This window comes from Pseudactinotalea sp. HY158, assembly GCF_009660225.1.
GTDB lineage: Bacteria > Actinomycetota > Actinomycetes > Actinomycetales > Beutenbergiaceae > HY158.
In genome coordinates, this window is the sequence record NZ_CP045920.1 from 415424 (window position 1) to 438426 (window position 23003).

Genomic DNA, 23003 nt, shown 5'->3' on the forward strand with positions numbered 1-23003 from the left:
GGTGTCGTAGTCTCGTCACCGGATTCGATACGCGCGCCGGCGACGAGGTCGTCCGACGCGGTGGAAGGAAGGTCATCGCCCGTGAGCTCACGCAAGCTCGTCATCGTGGAGTCCCCCGCGAAAGCCCGGACCATCGCCGGATACCTCGGTGAGCAGTTCGACGTGGAGGCCTCCGTCGGGCACATCCGTGACCTGCCGCAGCCATCCGAGCTCCCCGCGGAGATGAAGAAGGGCCCGTACAAGAAGTTCGCGATCGACGTCGAGGACGGCTTCACCCCGTACTACGTGGTGGACCCGGACAAGAAGAAGAAGGTCTCCGAACTCAGGAAGCTCCTCAAGGGCGCCGACGAGCTCTACCTCGCCACGGATGAGGACCGCGAGGGGGAGGCGATCGCCTGGCACCTGCTGCAGGTGCTCGAACCGACGATCCCGGTCAAGCGGATGGTCTTCCACGAGATCACCCGGGAGGCGATCGAGCGGGCGCTCGAGAACACCCGTGAGCTGGACGACCGCCTCGTCGACGCCCAGGAGACCCGCCGCATCCTCGACCGCCTCTACGGCTACGAGGTCTCCCCCGTGCTGTGGCGCAAGGTCCGTCAGGGCCTGTCCGCCGGCCGGGTGCAATCCGTGGCGACCCGGCTCGTGGTCGCCCGGGAACGCGAGCGGATGGCCTTCGTGGCCGCCGGCTACTGGGACCTGACCGGCACGTTCGCCGCAGCCGATCAGGCCTTCAAGGCCAAGCTCGCCGCCGTCGACGGCACCCGGATCGCCACCGGTCGCGACTTCTCCGACGCGGGCGAGCTCAAGTCCGCGGGCGTGATCGCCCTCGACCGCGCCGGCGCCGAGAGCCTAGCCGCCGGCCTCGCCGAGGCGAGCTTCGCCGTCCGCAGCGTCGAGACCAAGCCGTACACGCGCCGTCCGGCCGCCCCGTTCACGACCTCCACCCTGCAACAGGAGGCCTCCCGGAAGCTGCGCATGAGCGCGAACCAGACGATGCGCACCGCGCAGACCCTGTACGAGAACGGCTTCATCACCTACATGCGTACCGACTCCGCGTCGCTGTCGGGGCAGGCGGTCGCCGCCGCCCGCGCCCAGGCGACCGAGTTGTACGGCGCCGATTTCATCCCCGCGAAGCCGCGCACCTACGGCAAGGCGGCCAAGGGCGCCCAGGAGGCGCACGAGGCCATCCGCCCCGCCGGGGACACGTTCCGCACCCCCGGCCAGGTGGCCCGGGAGCTGAGCGGCGAGGCGTTCCGGCTGTACGAGCTCATCTGGAAGCGCACCGTCGCCTCGCAGATGGCCGACGCGAAGGGCTCGACCGCCACGATCCGGCTCGGCGCGGCCGCCGCCGACGGCCGGGACGCCGAGTTCTCCGCCGCCGGGACCGTGATCACGTTCCGCGGGTTCCTCGCCGCCTACGAGGAGGGCCGCGACGCCGACCGCTACGACGCGGGCGCGAACGAGTCCCGGCTGCCGCAGGTCGCCACGGGCGACGCGCTCGAGGCGGGCGAGATCGCGGCCGACGGCCACGAGACCACGCCGCCTCCCCGCTACACCGAGGCCTCGCTGGTCAAGGCGCTCGAGGAGCGGGGGATCGGCCGCCCGTCGACGTATGCCGCGACGATCTCGGTCATCACCTCCCGCGGCTACGTGGACCGTCGCGGTCAGGCACTCATCCCCAGCTGGCTCGCGTTCGCCGTGGTGCGCCTGCTCGAGGAGAACTACGGCGACCTCGTCGACTACGACTTCACGGCGCAGATGGAGAACGACCTCGACTCGATCGCGCGCGGTGAGGCCGACCGGGTGGAATGGCTCACCGGCTTCTACTACGGCGGCCCCGGGCACCCCGGCCTCAAGCCGCTCGTGGAGAGCACCGGCGACATCGATGCCCGGGCCGTGAACACGATCGACCTGGGCCAGGGGGTCGCGCTGCGTGTTGGCCGCTACGGGCCCTACGTCGAGGTCGCCGGCGCCGAGGGGGAGGATCCCAAGCGAGCCTCCGTCCCGACCGACATCGCCCCCGACGAGCTCACCGCCGCCAAGGCGCTCGAATTGATCGAGACCCAGGCGGACGGCGACCGCGAGCTCGGCGCCGATCCGGAGACCGGGCACCAGATCGTCGCCCGCACCGGGCGATTCGGCCCGTACGTGACCGAGGTCCTGCCCGAGACCGACGCGAAGAAGAAGCCGAAGCCGCGCACCGCCTCCCTCTTCAAGGACATGGAGGTCGCCGCGATCGACCTCGAGACGGCGCTGCGGCTCCTCTCCCTCCCGCGGACCGTCGGCACGGTCACCGAGGGCGAGGGGGAGGAGGCGGCCGAGGTCGCCATCACCGCCCAGAACGGCCGCTACGGTCCCTACCTGAAGAAGGGCACCGACTCCCGGTCCCTCGAGTCCGAGCAGCAGCTCTTCGACATCACCCTCGAGCAGGCGCTCGCGATCTTCGCCCAGCCGAAGCAGCGGCGGGGCGCGGCCGCGGCCAAGGCGCTCGCCGAGTTCGGGCCCGACCCCGTCTCGGGCAAGCCGGTGCTGGTCAAGGACGGCCGATTCGGCCCGTACGTGACCGACGGCACCACGAACGCCACCCTGCGCAAGGCCGACCCGTTCGAGACCCTCACGGCCGAGCGGGCCTTCGAGCTCATCGCGGAGAAGCGGGCGGCCGGGCCCGCGAAGAAGCCGGCCAAGAAGCCGGCCGCGAAGAAGCCCGCGGCCAAGAAGCCCGCGGCCAAGAAACCGGCGGCCAAGAAGAAGTAGCCGGGGCCCCGGGCTCATCCCCGGGCTCAGCGACCGGGCTCATTCCCCGGGGAAGGTCACCCCGAGCTGGCCGCGGATCGTGTCCATCGTGCTCATGACGTCGAGCGTGCCCTGCCAGGACATGAGTTCCGATGCGGTCTCGCCCGCGGCCACCGCCCGGGCCACCGCGGCCGCCTCGAACTGGAACCCGCCCTCGGCGCCCGGGTCGATCACCCGCTCCTCGCCGTCGGCGCCGGTGACCTCGAGGCGTGCCGACGGATGGTAGAAGGTGTCGGTCACCCGGATCGTGCCCGCGGTGCCGGCGATCTCGGCCACGTTGCGGGTGCGCGCGAGCATCGTGGTCGAGAGCGTGGCCACGGCGTTCGGGTAGGTGAGCACGACGCCGACGTTGGCATCGACCCCCGCGTCGGTGAGAATCCCGGCCGACGTGATCTCCTCCGGCGGGCCGAGCAGATCGTGGGTGAACGAGATCGGGTACACGCCCAGGTCGAGCAGCGCGCCGCCGGCGAGATCGGGGCGGGCCATCCGCGGCACCTGGGCGATCGGCTGGCCGTGCGCGGCGTAGACGTGGGTGATCTCGCCGATGGCGCCCGCGGCCACGAGGTCGCGCAGCGCCCGCACGTGCGGCAGGAACCGCGTCCACATCGCCTCCATCGCGAAGACCCCCGCGAGTCGGGCGGCCGTGAACACCTCCTCGGCCTCGGCCCGGTTCCGGGCGAACGCCTTCTCCACGAGCACGTGCCTGCCCGCCTCGATCGCGAGGAGGGCGTGCTCGCGGTGATGGGAGTGCGGCGAGCACACGTACACCGCCTCGACCCGCGGATCGGCGACGAGCTCCGCATAGCTGCCGTACGCCGTCCCGGCGTTGAACTCCGAGGCGAACGCCTCGGCGCGTTCCAGTGACCGCGAGCCGACGGCGACGACCCGTGAGCTCGTGTACCGGTGCAGCTCCCGGGCGAACTTGCGGGCGATCCCACCCGGGGCGAGGATGCCCCACCGCAGCGGCGGGGCGAGGGCGGGGTCGGGGCCGAGCGCGGGTGCGGCGGACATGGTCACTCCAGATCGACATCGGGGCGGGAGAGGTTGGTGGAACGGTACTGCACGGAACCGGCCGCTGCCGAGGACTGTCGGCGTGCCCGGATACAGTGAGCGCTGTGTTCATCTCCTTCGAGGGCGGCGACGGCGCGGGCAAGACCACCCAGGTGGGCCTGCTCGCCGAGTGGCTGACCGAGCGCGGCCACGATCCGCTCATCACGCGCGAACCGGGCGGCACCGAGCTGGGCCGCTCCCTGCGCGATCTCATCCTGCACGGCGGCGACATGGATCCGCGCACCGAGGCGCTGCTGTACGCGGCCGACCGGGCCCATCACGTCGACTCGCTCGTCCGCCCCGCGCTTGCAGCCGGGCGGGTCGTGCTCACCGACCGCTACCTCGACTCCTCGGTCGCCTACCAGGGCGTGGGCCGGGGACTGGGGGCGGAACGCGTCGAGGATCTCAACCGCTGGGCGGTCGGCGGGCTCCTGCCCGATCTCACGCTCCTGCTCGATCTCGATCCCGCCCGCCTGCCCGATCGCCTCCAGCGCGCCTTCGACCGGCTCGAACGCGCCGGGCAGGAATTCCACCGGGCCACGCGTGAGGCGTTCCTCGCGCGGGCGGCCGCGGCGCCGGAGCGCTTCGTGATCATGGACGCCGGAGCTCGCCCCGAGCAGCTCGCCGACCGCATCCGCGCGGTCGTCTCCGCTCGGCTGGCCCGGCCGGGAGCGCGGGCATGAGCTGGGAGGCGGTGGTCGGTCAGGAGGAGGCGGTCGCGGTCCTGGCCCAGGCGGCGGCGCACCGTGAGGCGATGACCCACGCCTGGCTGATCACCGGACCGCCGGGCTCGGGCCGGTCGGTCGCGGCCCGGGCCTTCGCCGCGGCGCTGCAGTCCCAGGGCGACCCCGATTCGCACGCCGCCCGAACGGCGTTCGCCGGCACGCACGCGGACGTCCGGGTGCATCGGAGCGAGAAGCTCATCATCGCCAAGGAGGAGGCCACGGCCCTCGTCGACCTCGCCCAGCAGGCGCCGAGCACGGGTGCGTGGCGGATCCTCATCGTGGAGGATGCCGACCGTATCTCCGAGCGCACCTCGAACGTGCTGCTCAAGGCGATCGAGGAGCCGCCCGAGCGCACTGTGTGGATCCTGTGCGCGCCGAGCCCGATCGACCTGCTGCCGACGATCCGCTCGCGCTGCCGGCAGGTGAACCTGCGGATTCCGCCCGCGCAGGCGGTCGCCGACCTGCTCGTGCGGCGCGACGGGGTCGAGCCCGAGCTCGCGCTCACCTGTGCCCTCGCGGCCCAGAGCCACATCGGGGTGGCCCGCCGGCTGGCCCTGCACGAGGACGCCCGCGCCTATCGGGAACAGGTGCTGCGCATCCCCGGGCGGATCCGGGGCGTCGGGGACGCCGTGCTCGAGGCCGGCGGGCTCATCGACGCGGCGAAGGAACAGTCCAAGGCGGCCACGGACGATCGGGACGCGGCAGAGCGGGCGGCATTCCTGCAATCGAGCGGAATCGACGCCGACGGTCGGATCCCGCCGGGGCTGCGATCGCAGCTCAACCACCTGGAGGAGGAACAGAAGCGCCGGGCCCGCCGGTCGCTGCTCGACACCCTCGACCGGGCACTGGTCGACCTCCTCTCCCTGTACCGGGATGTGATCACGGTGCAACTCGGCGCCGAGGTGGGGCTCATCAATGTGCGAGAGGAGTCACAGGTGCGCGAGCTCGCCGGCGACTCCACCGCCGAGCAGACCCTGCGCCGGATGCGCGCGATCACCCGCACCCGGGACCGATTCGCCGAATTCACGTCGATCGCGCCGCAACTGGCGCTCGAGTCGCTGTTCATCGCGCTGCGGCCGCAGGGCTGAGCGGGGCCCGGGATCGTCGTGCGGCCGCGGAGAGCCCGCCCGGTGGGCCGACCTAGGATGGGCACCGTGCGATCACAGACCACGGTGGGTACCGCCGTCCTCGCGGCCGTCTCCGCGCTCACGCTGGCCGCGTGCTCGACCACCGCGCCGATGGTTCAGGGGGGCGATGCGCCCGCCGCGGGCGGGCAGGGCGCGGGGGAGTTGAGCGAGTACTACGAACAGGCGGTGGACTGGCGCGACTGCGGGTCCCTCGAATGTGCCTCGGTCACCGTGCCGATCGACTACGCCACCCCGGACGGGGACACGCTGGACCTCGCACTCAACCGGCTGGTTCCCGCCGGGGGCGCGGACCGGTCGGTTCTCGTCAACCCCGGCGGGCCGGGCGGCTCCGGCCTCGAGCTGGTCGAATCGGCCCGCGGCTATTTCGGCACGGACCTCCTGGGCGGGGCCGCGATCGTCGGGTTCGACCCCCGGGGCGTCGGCGAGTCGAGCGGGATCCACTGCTACTCCGACGCCCGCCTGGACGAGTGGTACACGACGGAGTACGACCTCGAGACCGACGACGGCTGGGACGCCATGGTCGCGGCGCAGGAGGACTACGGGCAGGCCTGTCTGGAGAACAACCCCGAGCTGCTCGGGCACGTCGACACCGTGAGCGCCGCCCGCGACCTGGACATCATCCGGGCGGTCCTCGGGCACGAGAGCCTCGACTACCTCGGCTTCTCCTACGGCACCTTCCTCGGGGCGACCTACGCCGAGCTCTTCCCCGACCGGGTCGGCAGATTCGTGCTCGACGGGGCCATCGACCCCGCCCTGACATACGCCGAGATGACGATCGGTCAGGCGGCCGGGTTCGAGACGGCCTATCGTGCCTACCTGGCCGACTGCCTCGAGGGCGGTCAATGCCCGTTCAACGGTGACGTCGACCGTGCCTACCAGCGCACGATCGACCTGCTCGAGGAACTGGCCGACAGCCCGGCGGACACCGGGGATCCGAAACGCCCGGCGACCGACGCCGACCTCATCAGCGCGATCGTCGTCGCCCTCTACTCCACCCAGTCCTGGCCGCTGCTCAGCCAGGCCATCGGCGGGCTGCTCGACTCCGGCGACGGCGCCACGATCAAATGGCTCTCCGACTTCTCGCTCGAGCGCGACGAGGACGGGCACTACCCCGAGGACCAGGGCGCGTTCACCGCGATCAACTGCCTCGACTTCCCCGTCACGAGCGATCGGGAGGAGATCGAGACGGCGGCGGAGGCGGCGGTGGACGCCTCGGCCCTCTTCGGGCCCTACCTCGGCTACGGAGAACTGAGCTGCACCACCTGGCCGATCGAGGCGACCGGAACACGCGCCCCCATCGCCGCCGCGGGAACCCCGCCCATCGTCGTCATCGGCACGACCCGCGATCCGGCGACGCCGTACGCCTGGGCCGAGGCACTCGCCGAGGAACTCGAATCCGGGATCTTCCTCGGCTACGACGGCGACGGGCACACCGCCTACGGCAACGGCTCGTGCATCGACCCCCTGGTCGAGGACTTCCTGCTCCATGGCACCGTGCCGGCCGACGGCACCGTGTGCTGAGTCACGAACCAGGCGGTGGCGCCGGCCGATTTTGCCGCCCGGGCTCCGATCCGGGTACAGTGGGCGCGGCCCAACCGGCCACGCCGCCTTAGCTCAGTCGGCAGAGCGATTCACTCGTAATGAATAGGTCCGGGGTTCGATTCCCCGAGGCGGCTCCACAGCACACGACCCCCGGTCCACCTGGACCGGGGGTCGTGATGCATCCGGGCCTGGATCCGGGCAGGCATCCGGTGCGCTCGCGCCACGATGCGCAGGCTCGCCGGAATGCACACGGTCTCGAAGAAGGCGACGCCGCCCGGCGATCGGCGCGCCGGCGACCCGCGCGCGCACCCGCCGAACCCTCCGACGCCCGTCGACGCGACCATGCACCCGTGCGGTCACCGCGGCCACCCCCCGCCGCGGCCAACCCGACACTGCGGCCACCCCGGGTGGCCATCCAGGGCGGGCTCGAGCTCGGCCGGTACAGGGGTGGTGGGGCCGGCGACGCGGCGGAAGTCGGTCCGGAGTCGAGCAGAAGTCGCGCCGCGAGCCGGCTCTGCTCGCAGCGCCTCGAGCAATCCCGCAGACCCGCCGCGCGGCCCCGGCGTTCCGGAGCCGTGGGCCCGGGCCGACGCGCCTCACAGCCCCGGCCGCCGCGAACCGATGCACCCCGACAACTCGTCCGGCCGGTGTCGTCGTCGGAACGAGGCGCGGCGGGCGGGGACCGATGGGGACGCCTACCTGAACAACGTCAAGGTGACCGATCCCGATCGGGTGCACGCCGGTGCCGACCTGCGCGCGGGCGGGGTCGTGCTCGTGCGCGGGGGGCCGGCGGAGTCGTGTTGTGGTGACGACCGGGGGCTGTTGAGTCCCTCCACTCTGCGTCCGTGAGGCCCTGGGCCGGGGAGCCCCTGCGCCTGGGAGCCCTTGCGCCTGGGAGCCCCTGGGTCCGTCAGTGCCTGAGTGGTTCGGCTGTTGACACTTGGATTCGCATGGATTCGCATGGATTCGTCTGTGTGGCCGGGCCTGGTGGGTGGTTGTGAGTACGGTCACGAATCGGTCCGGGCTCCTCGGATTTCGACCTGGATTGGGCGGGGTTCGGGGTGTTTGTGCTGGTCAGGGCGTTGCGGGTGTGGGTGGGGGTGGGTGTGTGGGGGTGGGGGTGGGATTTGACGTGGGGGGTGGGGGTGCGTAATGTTCTATCTCGTCGCCCCGAGCGGGAGGAACGGCCGCTGAGTGTGGTTGGTTCCCGGTGGGGTGGCGGCTTGGTTGGTCATCGCGGTTTCCGCGGCGTATAGCCAGGTGGAGGCGACTGGCTCTTCGGGGCTGGATGAGGTAAGCTTCCTTCTCGGCCGGGTTCGGTTCTGGAGGCCTTCGGGTTGACGGGGTTGGTTTGGTCGGGTAGTTTGGAGAGGTTGCCCTGCGCTGGTCTGCATGTTGCGTGTGGTCCGGGTGGTGCGCGTCCGTTTCTTGAGAACTCAACAGTGTGTCAAAAATCGATGCCATATTTTATATGGTTCCCTGTGAGGGGTGATGGCTGGTCGGCTGCTCTTTGGGGTGGTTGGTTGGTTGTTGTTTCTCTTGGGTTCCTTTTTGGATGGATGAATACTTGCTAGTATTTGTCTGCCAGATCATTTGAAGGCTCGTGGCTTGCCCTGTTTTTGGGGTGGGTTGTGGGTTTCTTCGTATTGTTGATGCGTCGGGTGCTGGCTCTTCGGGGTTGGTGTTCGGGGTGTCTGTATACATTAACGGAGAGTTTGATCCTGGCTCAGGACGAACGCTGGCGGCGTGCTTAACACATGCAAGTCGAACGCTGAAGCTTGGTGCTTGCACTGGGTGGATGAGTGGCGAACGGGTGAGTAACACGTGAGTAACCTGCCCCTGGCTTCGGGATAACCGTGAGAAATTGCGGCTAATACCGGATATTAGATGCGTGCGCATGTGCGTGTCTGGAAAGATTTATCGGCGAGGGATGGACTCACGGCCTATCAGCTTGTTGGTGGGGTAATGGCCTACCAAGGCGACGACGGGTAGCCGGCCTGAGAGGGTGACCGGCCACACTGGGACTGAGATACGGCCCAGACTCCTACGGGAGGCAGCAGTGGGGAATATTGCACAATGGGCGGAAGCCTGATGCAGCGACGCCGCGTGGAGGATGACGGCCTTCGGGTTGTAAACTCCTTTCAGTAGGGAAGAAGCGAGAGTGACGGTACCTGCAGAAGAAGCGCCGGCTAACTACGTGCCAGCAGCCGCGGTAATACGTAGGGCGCAAGCGTTGTCCGGAATTATTGGGCGTAAAGAGCTCGTAGGCGGTTTGTCACGTCTGCTGTGAAAACGCGAGGCTCAACCTCGCGCCTGCAGTGGGTACGGGCAGACTAGAGTGTGGTAGGGGAGACTGGAATTCCTGGTGTAGCGGTGGAATGCGCAGATATCAGGAGGAACACCGATGGCGAAGGCAGGTCTCTGGGCCACTACTGACGCTGAGGAGCGAAAGCATGGGTAGCGAACAGGATTAGATACCCTGGTAGTCCATGCCGTAAACGTTGGGCACTAGGTGTGGGGCTCGTTCCACGAGTTCTGCGCCGCAGCTAACGCATTAAGTGCCCCGCCTGGGGAGTACGGCCGCAAGGCTAAAACTCAAAGGAATTGACGGGGGCCCGCACAAGCGGCGGAGCATGCGGATTAATTCGATGCAACGCGAAGAACCTTACCAAGGCTTGACATATACCGAAAACTCGTAGAGATACGGGGTCCGTAAGGGCGGTATACAGGTGGTGCATGGTTGTCGTCAGCTCGTGTCGTGAGATGTTGGGTTAAGTCCCGCAACGAGCGCAACCCTCGTCCTATGTTGCCAGCACGTAATGGTGGGGACTCATAGGAGACTGCCGGGGTCAACTCGGAGGAAGGTGGGGATGAGGTCAAATCATCATGCCCCTTATGTCTTGGGCTTCACGCATGCTACAATGGCCGGTACAGTGGGCTGCGATACCGTAAGGTGGAGCGAATCCCAAAAAGCCGGTCTCAGTTCGGATTGGGGTCTGCAACTCGACCCCATGAAGTCGGAGTCGCTAGTAATCGCAGATCAGCAACGCTGCGGTGAATACGTTCTCGGGCCTTGTACACACCGCCCGTCACGTCACGAAAGTCGGTAACACCCGAAGCCAGTGGCCCAACCCTTGTGGGGGGAGCTGTCGAAGGTGGGATTGGCGATTGGGACGAAGTCGTAACAAGGTAGCCGTACCGGAAGGTGCGGCTGGATCACCTCCTTTCTAAGGAGCTTCTTACGCCTGCCCCGTTGGGGTGGGTGTCAGTGCCATGCCTCGGGCGAGTGTCTCGGGGGTGGTTGCTCATGGGTGGAACATCGATTAGTTGGCGCGTTTGTTCGTGCTGGTGGCTGGTACCGCTCTTCGGGGTTGGGATGGTTGCTGGTGGGGGTGGGCGTGTTTGGCACACTGTTGGGTCCTGAGGGAACGGCCGTTAAGGGTTGTTGTCTCGTGCGGACCAGTCTGGCCGGCTCTTAATTGGGTTGGTTGGGTTGGGCCCGTTCGTAGCTTGAGAACTGTACAGTGGACGCGAGCATCTTTGATTTTTTTGTGGTCAAGTTTTTAAGAGCAATCGGTGGATGCCTTGGCATCAGGAGCCGAAGAAGGACGTAGTAGCCTGCGATAAGCCTCGGGAAGTCGGCAAACGGACGTTGATCCGAGGATCTCCGAATGGGGAAACCCAGCTGCAGTCATGTGCAGTTACCCTCACCTGAACTCATAGGGTGAGTGGAGGGAACGTGGGGAAGTGAAACATCTCAGTACCCACAGGAAGAGATATTCCGTTAGTAGTGGCGAGCGAACGCGGATCAGGCTAAACCGTGCGTGTGTGATAGCCGGCAGGTGTTGCACGTGCGGGGTTGTGGGACTCGTTGGCTGGTTCTGCCGAACTGGCGAAGAGTGATCAAGTCTCGTGATAGACGAACGGCATTGAATGGTCGAGCATAGAGGGTGTTACTCCCGTAGTCGAAATCGCGTGGCCTCTTGATGAGTATCCCAAGTAGCACGGGGCCCGAGAAATCCCGTGTGAATCTGCCAAGACCACTTGGTAAGCCTAAATACTACCTGATGACCGATAGCGGACAAGTACCGTGAGGGAAAGGTGAAAAGTACCCCGGGAGGGGAGTGAAATAGTACCTGAAACCGATTGCTTACAATCCGTTGGAGCCTCCATGGTTGGGGTGACAGCGTGCCTTTTGAAGAATGAGCCTGCGAGTTAGTGGTACGTGGCGAGGTTAACCCGTGTGGGGAAGCCGTAGCGAAAGCGAGTCCGAAATGGGCGTTTGAGTCGCGTGCTCTAGACCCGAAGCGGAGTGATCTATCCATGGCCAGGTTGAAGCGCGGGTAAGACCGCGTGGAGGACCGAACCCACCTAGGTTGAAAACTGGGGGGATGAGCTGTGGATAGGGGTGAAAGGCCAATCAAACTCCGTGATAGCTGGTTCTCCCCGAAATGCATTTAGGTGCAGCGTCACGCGTTTCTTACCGGAGGTAGAGCACTGGATGGCCGATGGGCCCCACTAGGTTACTGACGTCAACCAAACTCCGAATGCCGGTAAGTGAGAGCGTGGCAGTGAGACTGTGGGGGATAAGCTTCATAGTCGAGAGGGAAACAGCCCAGACCACCAGCTAAGGCCCCTAAGCGTGTGCTAAGTGGGAAAGGATGTGGAGTTGCACAGACAACCAGGAGGTTGGCTTAGAAGCAGCCACCCTTGAAAGAGTGCGTAATAGCTCACTGGTCAAGTGATTCCGCGCCGACAATGTAGCGGGGCTCAAGTACACCGCCGAAGCTGTGGCATTCATGCGTTAACCAGGCTCATCCCTTTGGGGGTGTCCAGGTGTGTGGATGGGTAGGGGAGCGTCGTGTGGCGGGTGAAGCGGCGGAGTGATCCAGCCGTGGATGCCACACGAGTGAGAATGCAGGCATGAGTAGCGAAAGACGGGTGAGAAACCCGTCCGCCGAATGACCAAGGGTTCCAGGGCCAGGTTAATCCGCCCTGGGTTAGTCGGGACCTAAGGCGAGGCCGACAGGCGTAGTCGATGGATGACGGGTTGATATTCCCGTACCGATGCGAAGGACCGTCCATACCGAGCCCGGTGATGCTAATCGTCCGAGCCGCTCATCGTCCCTTCGGGGACACCGGGTGGTTGAGCACGAGAACCGATCTGGTAGTAGGTAAGCGTATTAACAGGAGGGACGCAGGAAGGTAGCCCACCGTGCCGATGGTTGTGCACGCTCAAGGTTGTAGGGTGAGGAGTAGGTAAATCCGCTCCTCGTGTGCCTGAGAACCGATGGTGACAGCGTGCTGGATAAAGGGTGCCTATGCTATGCTGCCGAGAAAAGCTCCGGCGCGAGGTCCTAGCTGCCCGTACCCTAAACCAACTCAGGTGGTCAGGTAGAGAATACTAAGGCGATCGAGATCGAGATAATCACGGTTAAGGAACTCGGCAAAATGCCCCCGTAACTTCGGGAGAAGGGGGGCCTGAGGCGTGAACACCCTTGCGGTGGGAGCGTTTGAGGGCCGCAGAGACCAGAGAGAAGCGACTGTTTACTAAAAACACAGGTCCGTGCGAAGTCGTAAGACGATGTATACGGACTGACGCCTGCCCAGTGCTGGAAGGTTAAGAGGACGGGTTAGCCGTAAGGCGAAGCTCAGAATTTAAGCCCCAGTAAACGGCGGTGGTAACTATAACCATCCTAAGGTAGCGAAATTCCTTGTCGGGTAAGTTCCGACCTGCACGAATGGCGTAACGACTTCTCTGCTGTCTCAACCGTGAACTCGGCGAAATTGCATTACGAGTAAAGATGCTCGTTACGCGCAGCAGGACGGAAAGACCCCGGGACCTTTACTATAGCTTGGTATTGGTATTCGGGACGGCTTGTGTAGGATAGGTGGGAGACTTTGAAGCGGGCACGCCAGTGTTCGTGGAGTCATTGTTGAAATACCACTCTGGTCGTTCTGAATATCTAACCTCGGTCCGTGATCCGGATCAGGGACAGTGCCTGGTGGGTAGTTTAACTGGGGCGGTTGCCTCCTAAAATGTAACGGAGGCGCTCAAAGGTTCCCTCAGTCTGGTTGGTAATCAGGCATTGAGTGTAAGTGCACAAGGGAGCTTGACTGCGAGACGGACATGTCAAGCAGGGACGAAAGTCGGAACTAGTGACCCGACGGTGGCTTGTGGAAGCGCCGTCGCTCAACGGATAAAAGGTACCCCGGGGATAACAGGCTGATCTTGCCCAAGAGTCCATATCGACGGCATGGTTTGGCACCTCGATGTCGGCTCGTCGCATCCTGGGGCTGGAGTCGGTCCCAAGGGTTGGGCTGTTCGCCCATTAAAGCGGTACGCGAGCTGGGTTTAGAACGTCGTGAGACAGTTCGGTCCCTATCCGCTGCGCGCGTAGGAAATTTGAGAAGGGCTGTCCTTAGTACGAGAGGACCGGGACGGACCAACCTCTGGTGTGCCAGTTGTTCTGCCAAGAGCACGGCTGGTTGGCTACGTTGGGAAGGGATAACCGCTGAAAGCATCTAAGCGGGAAGCCTGCTTCAAGATGAGATTTCCATACCCGTTAGGGTGAGAGGCTCCCAGTAGACCACTGGGTTGATAGGCCGGATGTGTAAGCGAGGACTAACGACTCGTTCAGCTGACCGGTACTAATATGCCGATAACTTCACCACACTCGAACCCTGTGGGGTTCGGAAGAATCGCAAGATTGCGTGCGTCCACTGTATGGTTCCCGAGATACGACCGGGAAACCGAAGCAATATCTCAATAGAGTTACGGCGGTCATAGCGAGGGGGAAACGCCCGGTCCCATTCCGAACCCGGAAGCTAAGCCCCTCTGCGCCGATGGTACTGCGTGGGAGACCACGTGGGAGAGTAGGACACCGCCGGACACAACTTCAAGAAGAGGCCACCCACACGGGTGGCCTCTTCTTCTTTCTCCGGCCACGACGAGCCACACGGCACAACCGGGCGGGGTCGGCGCCCTCGCTGCCGCTCCACGCGGCAAGCGTGCCGGCGACACTCGAGCAGGGGCCAATCGGGTCGACGTCGGCCGGCGGAGGGCGGGTTGCTCAGAACTGGTCGGTGCGGACCTCGCCCGCGATCCCGGCCTCGGCACGCACGCCGTCGATGACCGCTCGGGCGTGGTCGGGGCCGCGGGTCTCGGCCTCGATGGCGATCTCCACCTCACCCATCGCAAGCGAAGGCGCCGTTCGATTATGGTCGACCGACAGCACGTTGGCGCCGCTGCTCGCGACCTGTGCCAAGAGCCGCGCGAGATGGCCCGGCGTGTCCCGGGCGCGGATGCGCAGGTGCAGATAGCGTCTGGCGTCCACGAGTCCGTGGCGCAGGATCCGCGTCAACACGAGCGGGTCGATGTTGCCGCCCGACAGCACCGCCACGATCGGTCCGGACCAGTTCCCGGCGCCCCGCAGCGCGGCGGCCACACCGGCCGTGCCCGCCGGCTCGACCACCAATTTTGCCCGCTCCGTCAGCAACAGCAGGGCCCGTGACAGCTCCTCCTCGGTCACCGTCATGATGCCGTCCACGGTGCGGGAGATGAAGTCGAGGGGAACCGCCCCCGGGCAGCCCACGGCGATGCCGTCGGCCATCGTCTCCATCGCGGACAACGGCACCGGCCGGCCCTGGGCGAGGGATTCCGGCAGCGCCGCCGCACCCACGGCCTGGACCCCCACGACCTGCGGGCGCGGACCGGACCCGGTGGCCACGGCGGCACCGATCCCCGCGAGCAGACCTCCACCACCCGCGGGCACGAGCACGTGCCGGGCCCCGGGTACCTGGTCCAGGATCTCCGTGCCGAGGGTCGCCTGACCGAGCACGACATCGCGATGGTCGAATGGATGCACGATCGTGCGGCCCGTGGCCGCAGCCTCGGCCGTCGCCGCTTCCAACGCCTCATCGACCGTCGAACCCACGAGGCGCACGGTCGCGCCGTAATCGCGGGTCGCCGCGACCTTCGGCAGCGCGGCCCCCTCCGGCATGTAGACGATGGCCGGGATCCCGAGCTCGCGCGCCGCCAGGGCGACGCCCTGGGCGTGGTTGCCCGCGCTGGCGGCGATGACGCCCGCGGCCCGGGCCGTCGCCGGGAGACGCACCATGCGTGTATAGGCACCCCGGATCTTGAACGATCCACCGACCTGAAGGTTTTCGCACTTGAGCCACACCTCGACCCCGGCCAGCTCGGACAGCGACCGGGAGAACTCCACGGGCGTGCGATGAATGATGCCCCGAAGCGCCGCCTCCGCCTCGTGGATCTCCTCGGATGTCAGCGGCGGCATCGGTTGCATGGGACCAGTCAAGGGTGAAAGCGGCGGCCTGTCCACCACCGCCGCTCCCGCATCGGTTCGCCGGGACCAGCGGCGACCGGGCGACGTGGGCTAGGTTGGGCCCGATCGCCACCGACGACGAGGACCGCGATGCCCGAATACGATCCCGGCGGCCGGGACCACGAGTGGTTCGACGTGCTCTTCCGCGCGCACGCCCGACCGGTGGCCGCCTACTTCCGACGTCGGGTCGAGGCCTCGGACATCGAGGACCTGACCGCGGAGGTCTTCACCACCGCATGGCATCGACGCGCCGACGTTCCGAACGGACACGAGCTGCCGTGGCTGTACCGCACCGCCGGGTTCCTTCTCGCCAACCATCGACGCCGGCTTCGGGCCCAGGACTCCTGACATAGCTATTGCTTGACCGGCGTGTTTACTGGCAAAGGTGCTGGTCGTCGCGGGCAGCGTGTGAGATAATTATTGGGTGAGTTTGTATCGGTTGGTCGGGGTGGTGAGATGGCGGTCATGACTGTCCAGGCACCGCTACCGTTGGCACCGTTCGGCGCGGTTCAGATCGGTGAGGTGGCCGCGCTCGTCGAGGACGCCGACGGGGCTGGTCGGGTGTACGTGCGCGGGGAGCTGGCGTACCTGTGGGACGGCCAGGACGAGGCCGGACGCAGGCTCGCGGCGGTGGCGCTGGTGCGGATCGGGGCCGCGACGGGGGCGGCGGTGGCGACCGGGTTCGACATCGGCCGAGAGACGTTGCGCCGGTGGGTGCGGGCCGCGCAGAGCGCGGGGACGGCCGGGCTGGTCCCGGAGCGGCGCGGGCCGAGGGGCCCGTCGAAACTGACGCCGGCGGTGGTCGCCGAGATCGGGACCCGCCGCGCGGGTGGGGCCTCGTTGCGGGCGGTGGCCTCGGCGGTCGGGGTCTGACGACCGATTCGGTGCGCCCGGGCTCTGGCCGAGGGGGGGCGGTGGGAGGCCGGGGTGGGGCCGGGCGAGGCGGGGCGCGGGTCGAGGCCGTGCCGGTGGTGCTGGCCGAGCCGGAGCCGCGTGTTGGTGAGCGTGCCGCGGCTCGGGCGCATGTGATCGAGGCCGCCGACCCGGTGTTCGCCCCGGCCGCGCGGGTCCCGCTGGCCGGGCTCCTACTCGCCCTGCCGGCCCTGGCGGCCACGGGTCTGCTGTCCTGCGCGAGGGAGGTCTACGGCAAGCTCCCGGCCGGGTTCTACGGGCTCGAGACGATGCTCCTCGAGGGGGTCTTGCGGGCCCTGGCCGGTCAGCCGCGGGCGGAGGGCGCGGGCCGGTTCGCGCCGGTCGACCTGGGCCGGGTGCTGGGTATGGACCGGGCCCCGGAGGTCAAGACCATCCGCCGCAAGATCGGCCAGCTCACCGCCCGGGCCGGGCCGGTGACCTGCTCGCGGGCATGGCCGCCCACCACCTCGGCCGGCCCGGCGCTGCCAGCAGGGACGAAGACCTCGGTCTGGTGCTGTATGTCGACGGGCACGTCCGGGCGTATCAGGGCACGAAGAAGATCGCCAAGACGCACCTGTCCCGGCTGCGTTCCCCGCCCCCGCGACGGTGGAGACCTGGATCAGCGATGCCGCCGGCGACCCGGTGCTGGTGGTGATGTCCGCGCCCGGCGCCTCGCTCGCGATGGAGCTGCGGTCCCTGCTGCCGCAGCTGAGGAAGGCGGTCGGGGACGACCGGCGGGTCCTGGTCGGCTTCGACCGCGGCGGCTGGTCCCCGCCCTGTTCGCCCACATGGCCGCCCGCGGGTTCGACGTGCTGACCTGGCGCAAGGGCCACACCGAGAACGTCGCCGGCGACCTCTTCGCCGAGACCGTATCGATCGACGAGACCGGTCGGGAACACCACTGGATCCTTGCCGACACGATCGTCGAACTGCCGATCAAGAACGGCGGCGGGACGTACCCGATGCGGCAGGTCACCCGCCTCGACACCAAGAAGGGCCTCACCAAGCAGGTGCACGTGCTGACCACCCGCACCGACCTGCCCGCGGTCCGAGATCATGTACCGGATGGATCGCGCTGGCGCCAGGAGACTACTTCCGCTACGCCCGCGGCCACCTGGGCCTGGACTCTCACGACTCCTATGCCGCGAGCCAGGACGACCCGGACCGGTCAGTACCGAACCCGGCCAAACGCCATTCCACCTGGCCGTGCAGAACGCCACGGCCAGGGTCGAGCGCGAACGCGCCCGCACCGACGCCGCCCTCCTGGCAGCCCGCACGACCACCCCGGCCAGGCCGGCGTTGGTCGTAACGAACACCCTCCATAACGCCCTGACCGCGGACCTGCACGCCGCTGAGGACGACCTCGCCGCCGCCCGCGCCGACCACAACACGTCCCGGCCAGGGTCCGCCTCGGTGACCTCGCGCCCGGCCAGCAGTCCTGGACACCGAGACCAAGCTGATCCACCACGCCATCAGGATCGCCGCGTTCAACACCACCACCGCGATCGCCCGCGATATCCGGATCAACACCACGCTACGCCCGCGCCGACCAGGAGGCCTACACCCTCGCCCGGCAGGCCCTGACCCAGCCCGGCGACATCATCCCCGACGAGGCCGCCGGCACGTTGACGATCCGGCTCGACCCGCTCCCCACCAGCCGTGAGACCGCTGCCATCGCCGAACTCTGCGAGCACCTCACCGCCACGCGCACCACCTACCCAGGCACCGACCTGACCCTGCGCTACGAAATCAAGAACCGGACCTGACCCCCCACAAACTTTCATGACATGTCAGGAGTCCTGGGGCCGAGGCGACGGCCGACCTGCCCGAGGTGCCCGACCCCGCGGCGGACCCCGGGATCCGGCTCATCGAGGACGAGGCCCTCGCCGCGGCCGTGGCGACGCTGAGCCCCCGGGATCGGCAGGTGCTCCTGCTCGCCGCCTGGGAGGGCCTCGACGGCGTGGCGCTCGGGCGCGCCCTCGACCTGAGCCGCGGGGGCGCCGCGGCGGCACTCAGCCGTGCCCGGAGCCGATTCCGCGAGGCCCTCGGGCGCGCCGACCGGGCGGACGGGGAACGCGGCGGGGCACGGCCGTGAGCCCGGGATCTGATCGGCCGCACCGTGCAACAACGAGCGCAGTCGCGACATGAACAGGGTGAGACGACAGCCGAGCCAGGAGTGAGCAATGACCGATCCCGAGGAGCGGCTCCGGGCCGGCGACCCGGGCCGCGGATATGAAGCGGACCTCGACGCCATCCGCGCCCGCGTGGACGCCGACCTCGGCGCGCCCGCCGGCGGGACGGTCACACCCCTGCGGCCCCGCCGGCCACGGTGGCAGCTCGCCGCGGCGGCGGCCGCCGGGCTCCTCCTCGCCGGAGCCGGGTATGCCGCCGGCGCACTCGGCGGCGCCGGCCCCGCGCCCGGCGCGGCACCCAGTGCCGGACCCGGGGCCGACGAGCGTGTGGTCGGGCACATCCCGGCGGACCCGGGACCCGCGGGCGTCGCGCCGGCGGAGATCGCGCCGGACAGCGCGAGCATGGCGCGGGCGCTGCCCGGAATCGCGCCCGCCTTCGGCCGTGGCAACCTCGTGTTCACCGGCGACGGCCTGAGCGAGGCCCGCGGATCGGCGCACGCCTACGCGCTCGCAGCCCCCGAGGTCACCCCGGAACTCGCCGGGGCACTCGCGGATGCGCTCGGGATCGGGGAACCCACCCGCACCGACGCCGGCGGCTACGAGCTCGCGACGGAGAACGCGTGGCTCTCGATCGGGGCCGACGGCGCCGTCTCGTTCAACCATTCCGACCGCAGCCCGTGGACCTGCGCCGACCTCCGCATCGTGGAAACCATGCCGGAAGTAGTCGCGCCGGCCGCCGGGGAGGACACGCCCCGGGGCGGGAGCACCCCACCGGACCCGGGGCGGTCCGAGCCCGCCGATCCCCGGGATTGCGGGCCGCGCCTGTCGGGCGACGATGCGATCGAGCGCGCCCGCGGAATCGTCGACGCCGCCGGATTCGACGCCGACCAGTACGCCTGGACCGCACCGGCCGAGCCCTTCGACGGAACGGTCGAGGCCCGGCTCGAGCTTCCCGGCGCCGAGAACGCCGCCGACCTCCCGGTCGCCTGGTCCTTCACCGTCGGCGACCAGGGCATCGCCGGCCTCTGGGCACAACCCGGAGAGCTCGTCGACCTCGGCAGCTACGAGACCGTCTCCCCGGCCGTGGCCGCGACGCGACTGAACGAGCGCCGGTTCGCAGGCGGCGCGCTCGGGTACGTCCAGGCCATGCCGCTGGTCGAGCTCCCACTCGCCGGCCCGGCGGAATCCGGGCCGGCAGCGGCAACCGAGGGCGCCGGCGGAGTGGACCGGGCGGACCGGGCAGGCCGGGCGGACCGAGCGGTGAGCCCCGCCCCCGGCGACCTGCTCCCTTGGGAGGTGCGCTCCGTCGTCCTCACGCATTCCGAGGCGAGTTGGCAGCAGACGCGCGCGGGAGACGGCGGCCGGCTCCTGCTGCCGGCCTACCGCCTCACCGATTCCGATGGGGCGACCTGGTCGGTCGTGGCCGTCGCGGAGGAGCGGCTCGAACTCGTCGGCGGGCCGTGATCGTCGGTGGCGGCGGTAGGTTGGGGGCGTGGCCAACGACCTGATCTCTGACCTTCGTGAGCACGTGGCGGGCGCCGTCGATGTATCGAAGCGGCGCAGGGCGGAGTACTCCACCGACGCGTCGAACTACCGGATCGTGCCCGAGGTCGTCGTGTTCCCCGAGACGACCGCCGATGTGCGTTCGATCCTCGATATCGCCCGCTCTCATTCCGCGCCGATCACGGCCCGCGGGGGCGGCACGTCGATCGCCGGCAACGCGGTCGGACCGGGCGTCGTGCTCGACTTCTCGCGGCATCTGAACCGGGTGCTCGAGATCGATCCGCAGCAGCGGCTCGCGCGCGTGGAACCAGGCGTCGTCATGAGCGACCTTCAGGCCGCACTCGCCCCGCACGGCCTGCGTTTCGGGCCCGACCCCTCCACCCAGAACCGGGCGACCCTCGCCGGAATGATCGGCAACAACGCCTGCGGCCCGCACGCGGTCGCCTACGGCCGCACCTCCGACAACGTCGCCTCCCTCGAGGTGATCGACGGCCGCGGCCGCGCCTACACGGCGGCCGACGGCCTGGCCGAGGTGCCGGGGCTCGAGCGGATCGGCCGCGCGAACCTCGCCACCATCCGCACCGAGTTCGGCCGCTTCTCCCGGCAGGTCTCCGGCTACTCCCTCGAGCACCTGCTGCCGGAGAACCGGCCGAGCCTCGCCCGCTTCCTCGTGGGCACGGAGGGCACCCTCGTCACGGTCACCGAGGCCACGATGACGCTCGTCGAGATTCCGTCCTCGCCGATCGTCGTGGCCCTCGGATACCCGAGCATGGCCGAGGCCGCCGACGCCGTGCCCGCCATGCTCGGCCACTCTCCGCTCGCGGTCGAAGGCCTCGACGCGGCGCTCGTCGACGTCGTTCGGCAGCATCGCGGCGACAGCGCGATCCCCGACCTGCCGCGGGGGGCCGGCTGGCTCCTCGTCGAGGTCGGCGGCGCCACCCCGGCCGAGGCCGAGGCGAACGCGCGCGCCCTCGCCGCCGACGCCGGGACCGACGCCGTGCGGATCATCCCCGCCGGGCCGGAGGCCGCCGCCCTGTGGCGCATCCGCGCGGACGGCGCCGGGCTGGCCGGGCGGACGGCGACCGGTGGGCAGGCCTGGCCCGGGTGGGAGGACGCCGCGGTCCCGCCGGAGCGGCTCGGGGCATACCTGCGCGAGCACGACGAACTCATGGCCTCCTACGGCGTGACCGGACTGCCGTACGGGCACTTCGGGGACGGCTGCATCCACATCCGCATCGACTTCCCCCTCGACGCGCCCGGCGGCCGGCAGGTGTTCCGGGACTTCCTCCTCGACGCCGGCCGGCTCGTGGCCAAGCACGGCGGGTCCGCCTCGGGCGAGCACGGCGATGGCCGCGCCCGCTCCGAGCTGTTGCCGCTGCAGTACTCGGCCGACGCGATCGCCGCGTTCGGGGAGGTCAAGAACCTCTTCGATCCGGACAACCTGCTCAATCCGGGCGTGCTGGTCGATCCGGACCCGCTCGATCACCAGCTGCGCCGTCCCCAGGCCGTCACGATCACCGCCGCGGGAGGCTTCGGCTTCGCCCACGACCAAGGCAGTTTCACGAACGCGGTCCACCGCTGCGTCGGGGTGGGCAAGTGCCGGGCCGACAACTCCGCGGCCGGCGGCTTCATGTGTCCGTCGTATCAGGCCACGCGCGACGAGAAGGACTCCACCCGCGGCCGCGCCCGCGTGCTGCAGGAACTGACGAACGGCACCCTCGTCGGCGGCTGGGACAACCCGGCCGTGCACGAGTCCCTCGACCTGTGCCTGTCCTGCAAGGCATGCAGCACGGACTGCCCCGCCGGCGTGGACATGGCCCAGTACAAGTCGGAGGTGCTCCATCGCACCTACCGCGGCAAGCGGCGGCCCATCGCCCACTACGCGCTCGGCTGGCTCCCACGCTGGGGCAGGCTGCTCACAGCCGTCCCCGGCGTCAGCGCCCTCGCGAATGCCGCCCTGAAGTTCCGCCCACTCGCCAGGCTCGTGCTCCGGGCCGGTGGCATGGATCCGCGCCGCGGCATGGTCGAGTTCAACACGACCCGGTTCTCCCGGTGGGTGCGCAGCCACGCGCCGCGGGCCGTGCCGGCGGCCGCACCCGGTCGCCCACAGGTCATGCTGTGGGCCGACTCCTTCAGCGAGTACCTCGCCGACGACGGCGCCCGCGCCACCCTCGCCGTGCTCGAGGCCGCGGGCTTCGAGGTGCTGCTGCCGCCCTCGCAGGTCTGCTGCGGTCTCACGTGGATCTCCACCGGGCAGCTCGACGGCGCCAAGGCCCGGCTCAGCCAGACGATGGAGGTGCTCGCCCCCTATGCCGAGGCGGGAATCCCGATCGTCGGGGTGGAGCCGAGCTGCACCGCGGTGCTCCGCAGCGACCTGCTCGACCTCTTTCCCGACGACGCGCGTGCCCACACCCTCGCGGGTCGCACCCGTACCCTCGCCGAGGTGCTCCGCGAGGCGGACTTCCCGCTGCCGGACCTGAGCGGGCACACGATCGTCGTGCAGCCCCACTGCCATCAGTACTCGGTCTCCGGGTTCGAGGCGGATCGGGCCCTGCTCGCCGCCGCCGGCGCACAGGTGACCGAACTCGCCGGCTGCTGCGGCATGGCCGGAAACTTCGGGATGGAGGCCGGGCACTACGAGGTCTCCGTCGCGGTCGCGGAGAATGCGCTCCTGCCCGCATTGCGGGAGGCACCCGAGGGCGCGATCTACCTCGCCGACGGGTTCTCGTGCCGCACCCAGGCCGAGGACCTCGCCGGCGTGCGGGGGATGACGCTCGCGCAGCTGCTCAGCGGCGCGCGGCCGCCGGAACCGCCCGCGAACTGACGAGAGCGGTTCCGGCCGGGCTAGGT

14 protein-coding genes, 1 tRNA gene and 3 rRNA genes are annotated in these 23003 nt (G+C 68.5%); 16 read left to right on the forward strand and 2 right to left on the reverse strand.

What is annotated here, in order from left to right; genetic code table 11:
- Positions 1-81 precede the first annotated feature (81 nt).
- Entirely contained in the window at positions 82-2754 is a 2673-nt protein-coding gene (topA, locus tag GCE65_RS01820) for a type I DNA topoisomerase (RefSeq protein ID WP_228760062.1), read from the forward strand.
- 39 nt (positions 2755-2793) lie between these two features.
- Here the strand turns inward: topA and GCE65_RS01825 are convergent, their stop codons facing one another.
- Positions 2794-3804, reverse strand: a complete 1011-nt coding sequence (locus GCE65_RS01825; RefSeq protein ID WP_152817746.1) for a Gfo/Idh/MocA family protein — start codon at positions 3802-3804, stop codon at positions 2794-2796.
- A gap of 104 nt (positions 3805-3908) precedes the next feature.
- On the opposite strand from GCE65_RS01825, the gene tmk reads away from it, so the two are divergent.
- The 8 genes from tmk to rrf all read left to right on the forward strand — a co-directional run bounded on the left by tmk (position 3909) and on the right by rrf (position 14151).
- Positions 3909-4526, forward strand: a complete 618-nt coding sequence (tmk, locus tag GCE65_RS01830) for a dTMP kinase (protein ID WP_153877168.1) — start codon at positions 3909-3911, stop codon at positions 4524-4526.
- Positions 4523-5656 (forward strand): DNA polymerase III subunit delta', encoded by a 1134-nt coding sequence (locus GCE65_RS01835; RefSeq protein ID WP_153877169.1) that lies wholly within the window; start codon positions 4523-4525, stop codon positions 5654-5656. Before tmk ends, GCE65_RS01835 begins: the two co-directional genes overlap by 4 nt.
- A 66-nt stretch (positions 5657-5722) precedes the next feature.
- Complete coding sequence (locus GCE65_RS01840; protein ID WP_194928780.1) at positions 5723-7237, forward strand: alpha/beta hydrolase; 1515 nt, start codon at positions 5723-5725, stop codon at positions 7235-7237.
- 82 nt (positions 7238-7319) lie between these two features.
- A tRNA-Thr gene (locus GCE65_RS01845) sits at positions 7320-7395 on the forward strand.
- Between the two features lie 577 nt (positions 7396-7972).
- Entirely contained in the window at positions 7973-8107 is a 135-nt protein-coding gene (locus GCE65_RS16790) for a hypothetical protein (RefSeq protein WP_255475292.1), read from the forward strand.
- Positions 8108-8961: 854 nt separating this feature from the next.
- Positions 8962-10485: ribosomal RNA gene (locus GCE65_RS01850) — 16S ribosomal RNA — on the forward strand.
- A gap of 326 nt (positions 10486-10811) precedes the next feature.
- Positions 10812-13933, forward strand: a 23S ribosomal RNA gene (locus GCE65_RS01855).
- Between the two features lie 101 nt (positions 13934-14034).
- Positions 14035-14151: ribosomal RNA gene (gene rrf, locus GCE65_RS01860) — 5S ribosomal RNA — on the forward strand.
- Together the 16S, 23S and 5S rRNA genes form the textbook arrangement of a ribosomal RNA operon.
- A gap of 180 nt (positions 14152-14331) precedes the next feature.
- On the opposite strand, the gene ilvA is transcribed toward rrf, so the two are convergent.
- A complete protein-coding gene (gene ilvA, locus GCE65_RS01865) occupies positions 14332-15558 on the reverse strand; it encodes a threonine ammonia-lyase (RefSeq protein ID WP_228760063.1) in 1227 nt (408 codons plus the stop codon).
- 138 nt (positions 15559-15696) lie between these two features.
- On the opposite strand from ilvA, the gene GCE65_RS01870 reads away from it, so the two are divergent.
- The 7 genes from GCE65_RS01870 (at position 15697) to GCE65_RS01900 (ending at position 22977) form a co-directional block, all read left to right on the forward strand.
- On the forward strand, positions 15697-15954 hold the full coding sequence (locus GCE65_RS01870) for an RNA polymerase sigma factor (protein ID WP_153877172.1): 258 nt from the start codon (positions 15697-15699) through the stop codon (positions 15952-15954).
- Between the two features lie 117 nt (positions 15955-16071).
- Positions 16072-16479 (forward strand): helix-turn-helix domain-containing protein, encoded by a 408-nt coding sequence (locus GCE65_RS01875; RefSeq protein ID WP_194928781.1) that lies wholly within the window; start codon positions 16072-16074, stop codon positions 16477-16479.
- A gap of 41 nt (positions 16480-16520) precedes the next feature.
- Positions 16521-17843, forward strand: a complete 1323-nt coding sequence (locus tag GCE65_RS01880; protein ID WP_153877174.1) for a putative transposase — start codon at positions 16521-16523, stop codon at positions 17841-17843.
- A gap of 189 nt (positions 17844-18032) precedes the next feature.
- Positions 18033-18284: a putative transposase gene (locus GCE65_RS16965; protein ID WP_370460211.1), complete on the forward strand. Its 252-nt coding sequence runs from the start codon at positions 18033-18035 to the stop codon at positions 18282-18284.
- Between the two features lie 65 nt (positions 18285-18349).
- Positions 18350-18613 (forward strand): sigma factor-like helix-turn-helix DNA-binding protein, encoded by a 264-nt coding sequence (locus tag GCE65_RS01890; RefSeq protein WP_228760064.1) that lies wholly within the window; start codon positions 18350-18352, stop codon positions 18611-18613.
- A gap of 88 nt (positions 18614-18701) precedes the next feature.
- Positions 18702-20114 (forward strand): hypothetical protein, encoded by a 1413-nt coding sequence (locus tag GCE65_RS01895; RefSeq protein ID WP_153877177.1) that lies wholly within the window; start codon positions 18702-18704, stop codon positions 20112-20114.
- A 28-nt stretch (positions 20115-20142) separates the two neighbouring features.
- Positions 20143-22977 carry an FAD-binding and (Fe-S)-binding domain-containing protein gene (locus GCE65_RS01900; RefSeq protein WP_153877178.1) on the forward strand — a complete coding sequence of 945 codons (2835 nt, stop codon included), beginning with the start codon at positions 20143-20145 and terminating at the stop codon, positions 22975-22977.
- Positions 22978-23003 lie beyond the last annotated feature (26 nt).